We start from the raw sequence: 15,230 nt of genomic DNA on the forward strand, positions 1-15,230 counted from the left end.
AATCTTACACTTATATAGCCTAACGATGAATACCAAAAACTCTACATACAGCGCAAGTAGTATTCTAATAGTACTTTTTTCAGTGTTCTCAACAGTAATGAACCTTAATGGCCAATCTACAGAGCAACGATTAAAGATAACTTCTAATAATAAGAATATTGAGTTGGCTAGTTTCAAATCTAATTTGGTTTCTGATTATAAAATGAAAAGAATACAATTGAAAGAAGTTGCAAAACTGAACAATTGGAAAATTAAGGAAACACTAGCAAACGGTAAAAAAATCGAATTACAAGAAATAGGTGAAGATGGTAGTCCTTTATATTATGAAACCTATTCTGACGAAGCTGGTTTAATATCTAGAGCCTCCACTTTAAATACAAATGGTATGCTAGGTCTTCATTTAAATGGTGAAGGCATGCAAGTAGGTGTTTGGGATTCAGGTGTAGCTTTAGAAAATCATGTTGAATATACCACTCGAATTAAAATTGGTGATGATCAAACTGAAGTAGATTCTCATGCAACCCGAGTTACTGGTAGTATTATCTCAACTGGTCATAAGAAAGAGGCAAAGGGCGTAGCTAGTATGGCAAGTGTTATTTCTCACGATTGGACAAGAGATAAAATTGAAGTTACTGAAGCAGCAGCTGACGGACTTTTACTTTCTAACCATTCTTACGGTATTAAAGCGGATCGTGTACCAGATTGGTATTTCGGTGCTTATACTAAAGTAGCTCAAGATTGGGACAAGATTATGTACAACGCACCTTACTACTTAATGGTTTCTGCTGCAGGTAATGCGCAAAAAAGCAGAGACAACGAGTCACCTATTTACGGCACAACTGCAGATGGTTTTGATGTGTTGCTAGGTTTTACATTAGCTAAAAATGGAATTACAGTAGCTGGTGTAATTTCTAAAATTGATGGAAATGGTAACTTGAAAAGTGCAGATGTTTCAGCTTACAGTAGTTTTGGTCCTGTTGATGATGGTAGAATTAAACCTGATATCGCTGGTAATGGTGGATCAGTACTTTCTACTGATTCTTATAGTAATACAAGTTATAATACTTCCTCGGGTACTTCAATGGCAACACCAGGTGTAACAGGTTCTTTATTATTGTTGCAACAGTATAATGAAGAATTATATGGTTCTTATATGAAAGCTGCTACACTAAAAGGTTTGGCATTGCATACAGCAGATGATGTTGATGCATTAGGGCCTGATTACAAAATGGGATGGGGCGTTATGAATGCTAAGAGCGCTGCTGAGCTTCTTTATAATAAGGATTTTACCAGTCATGTTGCCGAAGAGTCATTAGAAAACGGAGAAACATTTTCATTGACTGTTTCTGCAAAAGGAAATGAGACATTAATAGCTTCAATTTCTTGGACTGATTTAGAATCAGCTTATATCAATAAAGGTGAATTGAACAATACCACTGCTGCATTGAATAATGACCTTGATATTAGAATTACTCAGAACGGTAAATCTTTTTTACCTTGGAAATTAAATCCTGCGCAAGCTAGTAGCGCTGCCATAAAAGGAGATAATAATGTAGATCCTTTCGAACGTATTGAGATACCAAATGCAAACGGCACGTATACCATTACAGTGACTCATAAAGGTGAATTAGAAAATAATACACAAGATTTTTCCATCATTCTTTCAGGTGTAATGATGACTACTTGTTCAATTGAAGCCCCAGATCAAATTTCTTTAGAAAAAACCGAAATCTCTAGTGTAGACCTTACTTGGGATGCTACTACAGACGGACTTTATGAAATACAGTATAAAGAAGTTCACCAACAAGAATGGTCTACTGAATACATTACCATCAATAATTTTGCTTGGAACGGCTTAATGGTTGATAATACATATTCTTTTAGAATTAGAACTTTTTGTTCTCAAAATATAGCTTCTGAATATAGCGACCCAGTTACTTTTATCTTTCAAGGTGAAAAAACTGTTTTAGAAACTTTTAATACGTTAAGTATTGATTCTGAAATTCCTTTTAGTGTATATCCTAATCCTGCAATTGACGAGATTCAATTGAATATTAAAACTACCGATAGTACAGTGTTTAGAATACTAAGTACAAGTGGTGTAGAGTTGAAAATGGATTCTGCTACCAATTCTAGAATAAATGTTTCTGATTTGCCTACAGGATTATATGTATTGCAAATTCAAGATTTTGACGTAAACAAGAGTACAAAATTCTATAAGTATTAATATTATTTTATTCTTCTAGATTGTGTTGTAAATGAAAGTCCTTGTTGACCAACCGTTGAATTCATTACCCCTTCAAACAAAGGCTCAGGACCATCTTTTGGAGCGTTCCATTCAAAAATAAAGTTAGACCCTGTGCCACCTTCTATATCCATCTCATCAATAATAATTTCAGCAGTTTCTAAAGGGGCTAAATAAATAGGATGGTTGAAATAACTTCTTAAAGAAGTGCCATGTGTATCAAAATATTCAGCTTTCAGGATATATATCGTATCAATATCACTTGTATTTCGCAAACTGACCATAGCAGTGAGGTTGTGTGTTTTATGCTCTGAACTACTATATATCTGAGAATAAATAGAAAGGTAAGATTTTCCATACTCCAGTGAATCCTTAGTGTTTAAAGTGATTTTTCTTTTAGACCAATTTTCAGGATTTATAGAACTGATTTCCTTTTCTTCCATACAGCTGAATAGCGCTATGGCAACAAAGGATAATAGAATGAATTTTTTCATATTTAAAAGTGGTTTAGAACAAAGTACACTGTTAGTAAAATTACATCATTCATGCAGTTTTTAAAGTACGGATTCTTGTTTTTTAGTAAGAATTATACCGTTTTAATCATATTAATTATTTGGCTACTTTCTTTATTTCATCATCTTCTAATAACGATTCATTTCGTAGTCTTAAATAAACTTGTGCAGTAGTTAAAACGTCTAACTCACAATAGTTTACAATTCTTTTTAAATCGTTTTCCTCATAATAGACCGCTTTTACCATACTGCCATCAATATCTTCTTTTGGCGAAGGTATACCTAGAACATGGGCCATTAACTTTAACGACGTATAATGTTTGTAATCTCCAAATTTCCAAAGCTCCATGGTATCTATATGTGGAATCTCCCAAGGTTTTTTGCCGAATAGGTCTAACTTATTAGGTAGAGAAATGCCATGAATAATCATTCTACGCGCTATATATGGAAAATCGAATTCCTTACCATTATGAGCACATAATATGTTTTTAGGATGGTTGAAATGCTCGTTTAATAATGTTTTAAATTCTTGCAATAATTTATTTTCTTCCCCGTGAAAAGTAGTAAGTCTAAAACTTCTATTTTCTCCTTGAAATTTAAAATAGCCTACAGAAATACAAATGATTTTACCAAACTCTGCCCAAATTCCTGCACGATCATAAAATTCTTCGGCAGTAAATTCTTCTTTTCGTTGGTATTGCGATTTGTGGGCCCATAGTTGTTGGGTGGTATCATCCAATTGGTCAAAGGAGCTTTTTTCTGGTACGGTTTCAATATCTAAAAATAGAATATGCTCTAGTTGTATCTTATTTAGCATAGAGATGTAAATTACTATGAAATAGAAATTTAAGATAATTTCTTCAATTCTAAGGCCCATTTAATTCGTTTCAAAATATGGTATCTTTAAGCCTGGATATCAATTGCTATGAAATCTTACAATTACATAGTAGCCGATTATTCTATTTAGCTAATTTTTATAACACAAAAGATATCCATGATTTTCGGTAATAAGCACCTAATTGTTTTAGTTCTTTTCATTGCGGCTATTTTGTTTTCGTGCAGTAACGACGAAGTTCAAGAAACAAAAGAAAGTCAAGATTTTAATCTAACCATTATAGGTGAAGACTTGCAGGAAGTTTACCAATACGACTATGAAAGTCTAAATAATACAGGAACCCGAATCAATCTTTCGAGTGAATTAGGTATACAGAACAATTACTTAACTCTACGAGAATTTGAGGGTTCGTTGTCATTTTATTCTTTTTCAAATAGTGCAATTTCTCTTGCTCAAAAGAATTTAGGCACAGGTAAAATAAGTTTTTTTCCTGATTTTTACATGACTAGCGCTGAACGGTCTTTGGTTTGGGGGATTAATGATGAGAATTCGGTTTATTTTGGACTTTATAAGCCTCTTGGTTCTACTAATTTGACATTACGTGTTGTTTCTTTTGCCGACATGCAGGGTTTTGACATATCATTAGAGTTCGGAATTACAAGGTTGTTTGAGCCTTTGTATGATAATGGAAATTTATTTATTACATATCTAACGGGTAGTGAAAATTATAAATTAGCGGTGTATAATGTAGATGCTAATGCTATATTGAAGACGTTTGAGTTTGGTAAGGGAAAACCTAGTTTTCTAATTACAGACTTGGGAAATTTGGCAATTTTGACTCAAGAAGGTAATAGTAATACCAATTTAGAGTTTTTTGATACTTTAAACTTTCTTAGCATATCTACCTCGGTATTACCAATGGCACAACCTTTTGAAGCGGGTCCGATAAATGGAGCGATAGTAGATGAAAAATTATATTATCAATACGTTTATACACAACCTTTTGAAATTGAGAGCGGACCTGCAGTGCTAGACTTGAATTCTGGTGATAATACGATTTTGGATATTGTAGGATTGATCAATAAAGTAAATGAAGATGAAGAAATAAGTATACGACCATTATTTGGTCAGTATCTTTCAGATATAAATCTCTTTGCCATTTCATATGCGCTTCAAAATCAAGTAGGGGATGAAATAGGAGGCTTTTTATTGGTTTCTTTAGAAGGTAATTTGGTCGTACAAAGGAATTTGGAATTCCTTCCAACCTATTTTGTTGATTAATTGATTACCGACCACCTAGTCTGTTTTTCAATTGCGAATGGACTTAAGATTTAAAAAAATGAAGATGGAAAACTAATTTTTATCGACCAAAACCTATTTATTAATCGACAAACGATTCTTTCAATGATAAAACAAACTAGCTAGTTTGTTTGGTAATCTCTAAAAAATAGTGGGTTAGAATAAACTCTGTTGTTTGTGCGGACTTTCATGATCCAATAACCACTTTTTTCGGTGCAGGCCACCGGCATAACCGGTAAGTGAACCATCGCTGCCAATAACTCTATGACAAGGAACAACAATCCAAAGTGGGTTTCTGCCATTTGCAGCTCCCACAGCTCTAATGGCTTTGGGGTCACCGATCAATTTTGAAAGTTCCATATAAGAAGCTGTTCTTCCATAAGGGATGTTTTGCAGTTCTAACCAAACCTTTTTTTGAAATTCTGTGCCTTCAGGATTTAGGTCTAGTTGAAATTCTGTTCGAATACCTTCAAAATATTCATTCAGTTGATAAACGGCATCCTCCAATGATTCTGGCATAACATCAGTAATTGGTTCTTCGGAATCTAAGACGATGATAGAGGAAAGGCCTTCAGAGCTTCCAGTTATTTTGGCAACCCCTAATGGTGTATTAATATATGCAACGTCGTCCATTGATATAATTTTGTTTTTATTCGTCCGGTGAAACACTTGGCTTTTCAATGACTCCAGAAGCTTTTGCGCGTATTTCCCAATTTTTTCTTGCCAGTACCTGTAAATCTGCTATATTATCGCTCTCATCCATTATCTCTAGGCCTAATAAAGTTTCAATAACATCTTCCATAGTTACTAATCCACTCACAGAACCATATTCATCTACTACAAGTGCGATAGCTTCACGTTTTTGAATAAGAGTTTCAAACAATGTTGGAATGGGCGTGCTTCTTCGAGTTACAAGTATTTCGCGCTTAATCTCTTTTAATGGAATCTCTCCGTTTTGATTGATCATCTCTTCGAGAACATTATCCTTCAATACAAATCCGGTTATGTTATCCATATTTTCAGTGTACACAGGAATTCTAGAAAAACGTAATTTTTGATTATCCTTAAAGAAATCAGCTATGGACTTTTCCTCAGAAGCTATTTTCATAACGGCTCTTGGTGTCATAATATCCTTTACAAGAATATCATCAAATCGCAGTAAATTTTTTATGATAGTTGATTCAGATTTTTCAAATACCCCTTCTTTATGGGCCATATCTGTCATGGCGTGGAAATCTTCACGACTTAGAACACTACCATGATGTTTACCACCACCGACCATTTTCGTAAACAGACGTAATACCCAGAGTAACCCTGTATATTTTAAGCCTATTACCATAATATTTAAGGTTTTTGCTGAAAAATTTGCGAGTTGTTTCCAGTAGGTAGCACCAATAGTTTTAGGAATAATTTCTGATGCAACTAGTATAAGAATTGTCATTAACGTAGAAACTACACCTACCATAAGGTCTTCAGTAAATTCAATACCAAAAACTGAACGGCTTTCATTGCCATATAATTCGGCATAAGCCGCTTTAGCTTGAACACCTACTAAAATTGCACCAACCGTATGGGCGATTGTGTTAATGGTAAGTATGGCAATTAAAGGTTGATCTACATCTTTTTTAAGAACTTCTAATGTTTTGGCAAATGATTTACCTTCTTTCAATTTTACATTTATAAAAGTTGGTGTAATGCTTAGCAATACGGCTTCTAATATGGAACATAAGAATGAAAAGAAGATGGATACGAATGCGTAAAATACTAAAAGTCCCATAAGATGGTTTTAAGAACCGAAGATATCAATAAAATTAATAAGGTTTGTGCTGTATCGCGTTATCGAATGCTTGATAAAATACTTGTTGAATAGCTGGTCTGATATTGAGTTCATAAATATTTCTATTATCTCTGGTAGGGTACACTCGATTTGATAAAAAAACATAAATTAATTCATGCTCTGGGTCTGCCCAAACAAAGGTTCCAGTGAATCCACCATGTCCAAAACTATCTTGACCAACCTCTGGCGCAGGATATGCATCTGGCAAAGAGAATTTATAATTGTTCAAGTATGGTTTATCAAAACCTAAACCTCTTCTATTTTCGTTTTCTGGATATTGTGTTCGGGTAAATTCTTCCATTATTTTTTCGGAGATATAGCGTCTACCTGAATAAATTCCTTTTTGAAGAAACATTTGCATAATTATTGCTAAATCGTCTGCAGTGCCAAATAGGCCGGCATTGCCTGAAATGCCACCTAATAATGAAGCATTTTCATCATGTACCCAACCCTTAGTTAAAGAATGTCTATACATAGTATCTACTTCGGTTGGAACAATTTTGTTGGTAAAGTTTTGATTGCTTGGTAGAAATCCAAAAGTTTTCATACCAAGTGGTTTGTAAAATTTCTGAGCCAGATAATCCTCATAAGGTATTCCTGTAATTTGTGATATTAACTCTGGAAAGATTAGAAAAGTTAATCCTGAGTATGTGTACTTTTTATTGGTTGAAACTTCAGAACGATTTATCATTCTATACATTTTCCTATTAAATCTATTTTTTACATAGATGTTTTCATAAGCTTTATTCTGAAATTTTTCGCTCGCGTTATCACGTAAAAATCTTTCTTTAAACCGACCGTTATGTTTTAAGGTTTTACTTAGAAAAACAATATAGGGCTTAAGCCCTGCTTGATGCGCTAAAATTTCTCTAAGCGTAATGTTTCTTTTGTCTTTCCGGCGTTTCCATGGCTTCCAATAAGAGCTGAAAGGTTTGTCTAAATCTAGTTTTCCCTCATCAACTAATTTCATGATTGCAGGTAATGGCCCTAAAATTTTGGTAACCGAGGCCAAATCGTAAAGGTCAGTTAGCGCAACAGGTTGAATGCTATCATAAGTGTGGTAACCGTATGCTTCATGAAATATTATATTTCCGGCCTTAGCTATTAAAATCTGTGCCCCAGGAAACGAATGGTTTTTTATACCATTCGTTATAATGCTATCTACCTTTTGGTAAATGTGTATAGAGTCTAATTCAAAGTGTGCTAAAGTAGATTTTTGTAACGTAGATCCTTTTGGTAACATTAAAATATTCGAATCATTTTCTTGAGCATTAAGCCCAAGATATAATAAACCAAAAAGTATTATATGTATTTTTTTCATGAAAAAAGGTCTAATAATTATCCCATAATCCGTATTACATCTTTCGCAAAGTAACTTGCGATGACATTGGCGCCAGCTCTTTTGATGGCAGTTAATTGTTCCATTACTACGGCATCATGATTTAACCATCCTTTTTCTGCGGCAGCTTTTACCATGGCATATTCACCAGATACTTGATATACGGCGACAGGTACATCGACTTCATTCTTTATTTCGCGTACAATGTCTAAATAACACAAACCTGGTTTAACCATGACAATGTCAGCACCTTCTTCAATATCCATCTGAGTTTCCCTAATAGCTTCAAAGCGATTGGCAAAATCCATTTGGTAGGTATTTTTATCTTTGGGTACGTTTTTAATATCAACGGGGGCTGAGTCTAAAGCATCTCTAAAAGGACCATAAAAGGCACTGGCATATTTTGCGCTATAGGCCATAATCCCTGTATTGAGATATCCTTCATCTTCTAATGCCTCACGAATACTTAAAATACGGCCATCCATCATATCGCTTGGCGCAACAAAATCGGCACCAGCTTTGGCGTGAGATACGCTCATTTCCGCTAGAACTTCAACACTCTCATCGTTTAAAATCTGTCCGTCTGCAACAATACCATCATGACCATATGATGAGTAGGGGTCAAGGGCAACATCAGTCATAACGAGCATATCTGGACAAGCATTTTTAACCGTTTTTATGGCCAATTGCATTAAACCATTTTCATTCAATGCTTCCGAACCGCTGTTGTCCTTTAAATTATCAGGAACTTTTACAAATAATAGAACTGAGTGTAAACCCATTTTCCAAAGTTCTTTCACCTCTTTTGTTAAATTGTCAAGGCTAAGGCGGTAATAATTAGGCATAGAAGGTATTTCTTCTTTAATGCCCTTGCCCTCAACAACGAAAAGAGGTACTAAAAAATCGCTCGGTGAAATAATGGTTTCCCTTACCAAACTTCTAATGGCTTCATTGCTACGTAATCTTCTTGGGCGTATAAGTGGGTACATAATACTATATTTTATTGCTTATTCAGATTCTTTACTCTTTCTAATGATTTCTTTTAAGCGTTCTTTTCTTAACGCAGCTTCTCTTTTCAATTTGTTCTTCTTTCTATCCATTAGCTTGGCATGCTTTGCTTTGTTCACCGTATTTTTAGCCTTGCCTTTTTTTGCCATACCTGAATATTTATATTCAAACGCTTTATCGCTTTAACTAACTAGTCTTTACCAAATAAAACGAATGTATCTTGAAGCTTTACAAAAATAGGGGAATTTGAATAATAGCTAGAGCGGTTATTACTTATTTTTATAGGCTTAGCGGCTAAATGATCCTTGATGCAGAAAATCAGTGAAATTTTACAATTCAAATATACCTGGCGTAACTACCAACAAGAGTTTTTAGATGGTTTTCAAGAACATATAAAAGATGAGCATTTACATGTAATTGCACCACCAGGTTCTGGCAAGACAATACTCGGTTTAGAAATATTGAAACGTATCGGTAAGCCGACTTTGGTGTTGTCACCAACTTTGACCATTCGCAATCAATGGCGTTCTAGATTGTTGGAGTTCTTTACGGTCGATGGTAAATTTGAGGATTATTCACTGAATATAAAATCTCCGGATCACATTACATTTTCTACCTATCAATCCTTGTTTTCGTTATCAAAATCATTTGGTGATAACGCTAAACAGCAGCTATTAGCGTTTATCAAGCTTCATAAAATCGAGACCTTAGTTTTAGACGAGGCACATCACCTTAAAAACGAGTGGTGGTATTGTTTATATCATTTGAAGGAAATAGAAGGATTAACCGTGGTTGCTCTTACGGCGACGCCACCATATGATAGTACAGCTACTGAAATTAATCGCTATTTTAGTTTATGCGGACCAATTGATGATGAAATTGCCGTACCAGATCTTATCAAGAACGGAGATCTTTGTCCGCATCAAGACTTTATCTATTTCTCCAAACCAGAAGAGGCTCAAATAAGGTATATCGTTAACTATCGTGAGCAGATATTAAACTTTACCAATAACCTTATTGCTAATACAGCATTACAAGAAAGTTTAATTACCCTTGATTTTTATATCGCCCCAAAAGAATCTTTAGAATATATTTATCAAAACCCTAGGTTCTTTTCGTCCATCATTATTTATTTAAATTCTTGTGGTTATGCCGTAAATGAAGAAAACCTTAAGCTATTAGGGTTTTCAAACAGCGATGTCACTTTTCCTAGTTTCAATTATGAATGGGCACAAGTACTGCTGCAGCATTTACTCATAGATCAGCGAGAAGAATTCGTAGCCTTTGAAGAGGTGTTGTTGCCTATTGAAAAAGAGTTAAAACGAATTGGGGTTTTAGAACATAAACGGGTAAACTTTGTGGGAGATGAGGTTTTATATAGAAACTTGTCTAACAGCCCTAGCAAGCTTGAAAGTATATTCCAGATTGTAAAGCATACAGATAAGCATCTAGAGGAAGATGCCAGAACGGTCATCTTAACCGATTTTATTCGTAAAGAGTTTTTGAATTTTAAAGGGAGGGAAACCAGCGTTCTAAATAAGCTGGGTGTTCTTCCTATTTTTAAATATATATTAGCGAAACAAGTAGGTAAAACTTCTTTAGGCGTTCTTACGGGTTCGTTGGTTATTATTCATGAGACTGCGTTAAACCAACTAAGGGAACTTTTGACTAATGAGAATCTAACGAATGCAAATGTAGATGGGTCTGAAGGTTATGTTCTTATTCATGTACCCGATGCCTTGAAAAATAAAATTGCAGAAGCTGTTACCCAACTGTTTGCTGAAGGAGTAATTAAGACACTTGTTGGTACTAAGGCATTTCTTGGTGAAGGCTGGGATGCTCCATGTATAAATACCTTAGTGCTGGCTTCTTATGTAGGTTCGTTCGTGTCTTCAAATCAGATGAGGGGTCGTGCCATACGTGTAGATGCCAATAATCTCGATAAGACAGGAAGTATTTGGCACTTGGCTTGTTTAGATCCTACGGCTATTGATGGTGGAAAGGATATGGAAAAGCTACAGCAACGGTTTGATGCCTTTACGGGCGTTTCGTTAAGGGACGAGGTGTATATCTCAAATGGAATAGACCGATTGGTATTACCTTTGAAGTGGTCTGAATCTACCGAAATAGCAAGGATTAACAAGAATATGTTGTTGTTGTCTCAGCAAAAATCCGTTTTCAAGAATCGATGGAACGAAGCGATTGAAGAAGGCAATATTTTGGTACGGGAACTTAAAATACCGTACGGTCAAGAGCAACCCTATGCCAAGACTAAAAAGATGCATGCGTTAAATGCGCGCAAATATGTAATGCTAGAAGTTGTTTTAGGTGTTTCGGTCTTTGTGCCTGAATTTCTAATAAAAAATATGGGGGCAGTTTTAAATAAGGGTATGGTGCAAGTATTGTATTTGTTCTTTGCAGCATTATTCTTAGGTTTTGGTCCAAAAACGTTTAAAGCACTCAAACTATATTTTCTATTTGGAAATCAATACAAGAAAACCAAGAAAATAGGGAAAGCTTTATTGGGTTATCTTTTAGATTCTAAAGTGTTGAGCTTTGAATCTGTTGATGCCATCATCCATTCTGAGCAAAATATAAAAGGGTCATTTTCGATTTATTTGAAAGATGCAAGTCAGCATGATAGCAACTTATTTATATCGCTTTTAGAGGAAGTCATCGCTCCAATTGATAATCCTAAATATTTATTGGTAAATGGTAATTGGATAAAAAGGAAAATGGGTATTCGTAGCTATTACGTGGTGCCAAAAAATTGTGGTAAGAATAAAACAGAAGCGCTGCTTTTTCAAAAATATTGGAACAAAGAGGTTGACGGGTCTAGAATTTTATTTACGAGATCCTTAAAGGGTAGAAAAGAACTGCTAAAAGCAAGATTCTCACATCTTAAATATCAATTTGAAGAGATTTCAAAAAAAGCGATTACATGGAAATAAAAATATGTATAATTAGTGCGCTATATTTCTATCTCACCAATTAAATAGCAAACACCGTTACCCGATATTTTTACACGTTCTCCAAGATATTCGCATTGTATATCGCCACCACGTTCAGATAGTTGTTTTGCGGTAAGTGTTTTCTTATTCAGTTTCTTTGACCAATATGGTGTAAGTGTAGTATGAGCAGAACCTGTTACAGGATCTTCAGGTATACCACATTGCGGCGCGAAAAAACGAGATACAAAATCAACTTCATTTCCATTTGAAGAAACAATTACACCCCTACAATCCAATTCATTTAATAAATGGAAATCGGGTTTAATAGCCTCGATTTCTTCTTGAGAGTTATAGATGAGTAAATAATCGGTTTTTCCTTTATAGGTCTCCAAAGGTTGCTTTCCTATGGCTTTAGAAATATCAGTTTGCTCTGAAACGGCGATTAAATCATCCGTAGGAAAATCCATAGTAAAAAGTTCAACTTCATTTTTTTGCACTAATAACTCACCACTTCTAGGCGAAATAAACCGAAGTGTATTTTCTTTAAAACCATAGTAATTATATAGTACAAAAGAAGTTGCTAAGGTTGCATGACCACAAAGGTCCACTTCAATTTCAGGGGTAAACCAACGTATCTCATAATAATTATATTTTTTAACCGCAAAAGCAGTTTCTGCTAAATTGTTCTCGGCAGCGATTTGTTGCATAAGCTCAGTTTCTAACCAATCTTTAAGAATACAAACTGCTGCCGGATTGCCACCAAACAGCTTTGTTGTAAACGCATCTATTTGATATATTTTTTGCTTCATGGTAAAATTTTAGTCTATTCCAAATTTACGACTTATCTCATCTGCTTTGGCAACCCATTTTTTGGGTGCGTCAAATCTATATCCCACATAAAATTCAAGAAAACTAATAGAATCATCTAAAACAAAATTTTCGGCAGAAGTATGTGTTAGAAGTTGTGTATTAATGTTTATACCACTGAAGAAGTTTTCTGAGTTGTATCCACCGGTTAATCTGAAAATTAGTTGGGCAAGTCCATTCAAGGAAGTCTTTCCTTGAGATTTGGAGAGATTAAATCCCAAACCTCCTGTTGCACCTGCTGAAAGAATATAGTTTTCATCGAACACCCAATTGTAATAGTATCCAGGTCCAACGGCCATTTTAAAAGAATGTTCCAGTTGATTTTCTAAGAAGGGATCCTCAAGTTTAAATTTGGTGTAATAATAGGAGATGCCAGGTATAAAACTACCTACACTTTCTTTTTGCCATTCATTTTGAAAGCCTATAGCTCGAAAAGAAAAATCAGGATTAAATATATAGCTAGATGTTCCGCCAATTTTGAACGTTTTTAAATCATCTATAGGCAGGGTTAATTCTTGTGTTCTAATGAAGAATCCTTTTTGCTTGTAAATGTCTACCGTCTGCATGTATTGCCCAAAAAATGTTCTAATATTGAACGTAATTAATTTAGAGTCACCGTTGTCTTTATTCTCGGACAAAAAATTGGGTGCATAGCCAAAATCAACCTCTAAAAAACGAAATAGTACGGATAGGCCCAAATAGCTTTTGTCATTAGGAATAAATTCGGTTTTATCCCTCGTTATCTTGTCTCTAAGCGTAAAACTATTGGAAGTTGTCTGTAAGGATAGTCGAAGGGTGACTTTGTCTGGAAAGGACTCTTTATAGGTAGAATTTTGGGCAGTACAGAACTCTGTTAAACATAATAAGATCAGTAAAAGTGATAATCTTAAACCCATTCTTTAGGTTTCATTAATACATTCAATAGTCGTTCTTCTTCACTACCTTTCTTAGGATGATGATCATAACGCCATTGTACATGCGGTGGAAGGCTCATCAGGATACTCTCAATTCGTCCATTGGTCTTTAGACCGAACAGGGTTCCTTTATCATGAACTAAATTGAATTCTACATATCTTCCTCGTCTAATTTCTTGCCAATCTCTTTGTTCCCTAGTGTAATCCAAGTCTTTTCTTTTTATAACAATCGGTACATAACAACTTAAAAAGCTATTGCCAACTTCGGTAACATAGTTGTACCAGTCTTGCATATTCATTTCTTCGGTTGCCTTGCAATAGTCAAAGAATAATCCGCCAATACCACGGGCTTCATTTCTATGCGTGTTCCAGAAATATTCGTCGCATCGTTTTTTATAGGTAAGGTAAAAAGTATCGTTGTGTTTGTCGCAAGCGGATTTACATACATTGTGAAAATGAACGGCATCTTCATCAAATAAGTAATACGGTGTTAAATCTTGACCACCACCAAACCATTGGTCAACAATTTCACCATCATTTCCATACAATTCAAAATACCGCCAATTTGCATGAACCGTTGGCACCATTGGGTTCTTTGGATGTAATACTAAACTTAATCCGCAAGCAAAAAAATTAGCATCTTTCACACCAAAATAAGCCTTCATACTATCGGGAAGCTCCCCATGAACACCTGAAATATTGACACCTCCTTTTTCAAAAACAGCTCCGTTTTCAATAACCCTGGTACGGCCACCACCACCTTCCGGGCGAACCCAAACGTCTTCCTTAAATGTTGTTTTTCCATCAACCTTTTCTAATTTAGATGTGATGGTATCTTGAAGTTGTTCTATGTATGCGTAAAATTTATCTTTCATTCTCTAAGACGTAAAGTTCCATATCTAACGGGTATTCGTTAGTTGGAGTGTGTTCTTTTACCAACGTTTTCTTCCAAAGATAACCACAATTTTCTGCTACCTTAATACTCCCAATGTTCGATTTGTAAACTATTATTCTAAGTCGTTTTAAATGTTGCTCTGTAAATCCCCATTCTGAAATGGTTTTAACGGCTTCTGAAGCGAAACCTTTTCCTTTATGTGGATATGCAATGCAATAAGCAATTTCAGCTTCTTTAGTTGCTCTTTTTAATTCTTTAAGATAGACCAGACCTATTATTTTTTTTTGTTCCAATTCTTTGAGCGTAAACAAATACTCTTTACCGGAAAGAAACTCTGATACCTTTTCTAAAACAAAGATTTTAGATAATGTAGGATTCAAATTTGCAGCAACGGTCTTAGGAAAGTACCGTTTTATATAATCTGTATTTGCACATACGAAGTCGCATAAACGCCATCCATCTTTTTCTGAAATCGGGTTTATTTCAAAATCTGACAGTTGAAATGAATTCATAGCTCTACTATAATTT

14 protein-coding genes are annotated in these 15,230 nt (G+C 34.9%); 3 read left to right on the plus strand and 11 right to left on the minus strand.

Translation table 11 applies throughout. The features are described 5' to 3' along the window. Positions 1 to 25 precede the first annotated feature (25 nt). Entirely contained in the window at positions 26 to 2,227 is a 2,202-nt protein-coding gene (locus tag AACZ41_RS03095) for a S8 family serine peptidase (protein WP_339626403.1), read from the plus strand. Between the two features lie 2 nt (positions 2,228 to 2,229). Here the strand turns inward: AACZ41_RS03095 and AACZ41_RS03100 are convergent, their stop codons facing one another. Together AACZ41_RS03100 and AACZ41_RS03105 are read right to left on the minus strand one after the other, a co-directional pair. Continuing rightward, the gene (locus AACZ41_RS03100) at positions 2,230 to 2,739 is read right to left on the minus strand and encodes a DUF3124 domain-containing protein (protein WP_339626405.1); all 510 of its coding nucleotides are present in this window, start codon (positions 2,737 to 2,739) and stop codon (positions 2,230 to 2,232) included. Positions 2,740 to 2,854: 115 nt separating this feature from the next. Beyond that, positions 2,855 to 3,574 (minus strand): 3'-5' exonuclease, encoded by a 720-nt coding sequence (locus tag AACZ41_RS03105; protein ID WP_339626947.1) that lies wholly within the window; start codon positions 3,572 to 3,574, stop codon positions 2,855 to 2,857. A gap of 177 nt (positions 3,575 to 3,751) precedes the next feature. Here AACZ41_RS03105 and AACZ41_RS03110 point away from each other — a divergent pair, with 177 nt between their 5' ends. Continuing rightward, a complete protein-coding gene (locus AACZ41_RS03110; RefSeq protein WP_339626408.1) occupies positions 3,752 to 4,873 on the plus strand; it encodes a hypothetical protein in 1,122 nt (373 codons plus the stop codon). Positions 4,874 to 5,047: 174 nt separating this feature from the next. Here AACZ41_RS03110 and AACZ41_RS03115 read toward each other — a convergent pair whose 3' ends face one another. From AACZ41_RS03115 to AACZ41_RS03135, 5 genes are read right to left on the minus strand one after another with little or no spacing between them, the layout of a single operon-like run. Then, a complete protein-coding gene (locus tag AACZ41_RS03115) occupies positions 5,048 to 5,524 on the minus strand; it encodes a methylated-DNA--[protein]-cysteine S-methyltransferase (RefSeq protein ID WP_339626410.1) in 477 nt (158 codons plus the stop codon). Positions 5,525 to 5,540: 16 nt separating this feature from the next. Further along, positions 5,541 to 6,668 (minus strand): hemolysin family protein, encoded by a 1,128-nt coding sequence (locus AACZ41_RS03120; RefSeq protein ID WP_339626412.1) that lies wholly within the window; start codon positions 6,666 to 6,668, stop codon positions 5,541 to 5,543. Positions 6,669 to 6,702: 34 nt separating this feature from the next. Continuing rightward, positions 6,703 to 8,049 carry a serine hydrolase domain-containing protein gene (locus AACZ41_RS03125; RefSeq protein WP_339626414.1) on the minus strand — a complete coding sequence of 449 codons (1,347 nt, stop codon included), beginning with the start codon at positions 8,047 to 8,049 and terminating at the stop codon, positions 6,703 to 6,705. Between the two features lie 17 nt (positions 8,050 to 8,066). Further along, entirely contained in the window at positions 8,067 to 9,056 is a 990-nt protein-coding gene (gene hemB, locus AACZ41_RS03130; RefSeq protein WP_339626416.1) for a porphobilinogen synthase, read from the minus strand. An 18-nt stretch (positions 9,057 to 9,074) separates the two neighbouring features. Next, positions 9,075 to 9,224 (minus strand): hypothetical protein, encoded by a 150-nt coding sequence (locus AACZ41_RS03135; RefSeq protein WP_339626418.1) that lies wholly within the window; start codon positions 9,222 to 9,224, stop codon positions 9,075 to 9,077. A 159-nt stretch (positions 9,225 to 9,383) separates the two neighbouring features. On the opposite strand from AACZ41_RS03135, the gene AACZ41_RS03140 reads away from it, so the two are divergent. Continuing rightward, the gene (locus tag AACZ41_RS03140; protein ID WP_339626420.1) at positions 9,384 to 12,026 is read left to right on the plus strand and encodes a DEAD/DEAH box helicase family protein; all 2,643 of its coding nucleotides are present in this window, start codon (positions 9,384 to 9,386) and stop codon (positions 12,024 to 12,026) included. 20 nt (positions 12,027 to 12,046) lie between these two features. Here the strand turns inward: AACZ41_RS03140 and AACZ41_RS03145 are convergent, their stop codons facing one another. Genes AACZ41_RS03145 through AACZ41_RS03160 form a run of 4 tightly spaced genes read right to left on the minus strand, consistent with a single transcriptional unit; the run spans position 12,047 to position 15,214 of the window. Next, positions 12,047 to 12,835, minus strand: a complete 789-nt coding sequence (locus tag AACZ41_RS03145; RefSeq protein ID WP_339626422.1) for a PhzF family phenazine biosynthesis protein — start codon at positions 12,833 to 12,835, stop codon at positions 12,047 to 12,049. A gap of 9 nt (positions 12,836 to 12,844) precedes the next feature. Next, on the minus strand, positions 12,845 to 13,789 hold the full coding sequence (locus tag AACZ41_RS03150; RefSeq protein ID WP_339626424.1) for a DUF4421 family protein: 945 nt from the start codon (positions 13,787 to 13,789) through the stop codon (positions 12,845 to 12,847). Beyond that, positions 13,780 to 14,682: an oxygen-dependent coproporphyrinogen oxidase gene (gene hemF / locus AACZ41_RS03155; RefSeq protein ID WP_339626426.1), complete on the minus strand. Its 903-nt coding sequence runs from the start codon at positions 14,680 to 14,682 to the stop codon at positions 13,780 to 13,782. Before hemF ends, AACZ41_RS03150 begins: the two co-directional genes overlap by 10 nt. After that, the gene (locus AACZ41_RS03160; RefSeq protein ID WP_339626428.1) at positions 14,672 to 15,214 is read right to left on the minus strand and encodes a GNAT family protein; all 543 of its coding nucleotides are present in this window, start codon (positions 15,212 to 15,214) and stop codon (positions 14,672 to 14,674) included. The genes hemF and AACZ41_RS03160 overlap by 11 nt, the downstream gene beginning before the upstream one ends. Positions 15,215 to 15,230 lie beyond the last annotated feature (16 nt).

The sequence above is a fragment of the uncultured Maribacter sp. genome, from assembly GCF_963974015.1.
Taxonomy (GTDB): domain Bacteria; phylum Bacteroidota; class Bacteroidia; order Flavobacteriales; family Flavobacteriaceae; genus Maribacter.

Excerpts from the sequence above, each read along its gene's own strand:
- AACZ41_RS03095 (WP_339626403.1), top strand. The coding sequence starts at position 26 with ATGAATACCAAAAACTCTACATACAGCGCAAGTAGTATTCTAATAGTA.
- AACZ41_RS03100 (WP_339626405.1), bottom strand. The coding sequence starts at position 2,739 with ATGAAAAAATTCATTCTATTATCCTTTGTTGCCATAGCGCTATTCAGC.
- AACZ41_RS03150 (WP_339626424.1), bottom strand. The coding sequence starts at position 13,789 with ATGGGTTTAAGATTATCACTTTTACTGATCTTATTATGTTTAACAGAG.
- AACZ41_RS03105 (WP_339626947.1), bottom strand. The coding sequence starts at position 3,574 with ATGCTAAATAAGATACAACTAGAGCATATTCTATTTTTAGATATTGAA.
- AACZ41_RS03115 (WP_339626410.1), bottom strand. The coding sequence starts at position 5,524 with ATGGACGACGTTGCATATATTAATACACCATTAGGGGTTGCCAAAATA.
- AACZ41_RS03140 (WP_339626420.1), top strand. The coding sequence starts at position 9,384 with ATGCAGAAAATCAGTGAAATTTTACAATTCAAATATACCTGGCGTAAC.
- hemB (WP_339626416.1), bottom strand. The coding sequence starts at position 9,056 with ATGTACCCACTTATACGCCCAAGAAGATTACGTAGCAATGAAGCCATT.
- AACZ41_RS03125 (WP_339626414.1), bottom strand. The coding sequence starts at position 8,049 with ATGAAAAAAATACATATAATACTTTTTGGTTTATTATATCTTGGGCTT.
- AACZ41_RS03160 (WP_339626428.1), bottom strand. The coding sequence starts at position 15,214 with ATGAATTCATTTCAACTGTCAGATTTTGAAATAAACCCGATTTCAGAA.
- hemF (WP_339626426.1), bottom strand. The coding sequence starts at position 14,682 with ATGAAAGATAAATTTTACGCATACATAGAACAACTTCAAGATACCATC.
- AACZ41_RS03110 (WP_339626408.1), top strand. The coding sequence starts at position 3,752 with ATGATTTTCGGTAATAAGCACCTAATTGTTTTAGTTCTTTTCATTGCG.
- AACZ41_RS03120 (WP_339626412.1), bottom strand. The coding sequence starts at position 6,668 with ATGGGACTTTTAGTATTTTACGCATTCGTATCCATCTTCTTTTCATTC.
- AACZ41_RS03145 (WP_339626422.1), bottom strand. The coding sequence starts at position 12,835 with ATGAAGCAAAAAATATATCAAATAGATGCGTTTACAACAAAGCTGTTT.
- AACZ41_RS03135 (WP_339626418.1), bottom strand. The coding sequence starts at position 9,224 with ATGGCAAAAAAAGGCAAGGCTAAAAATACGGTGAACAAAGCAAAGCAT.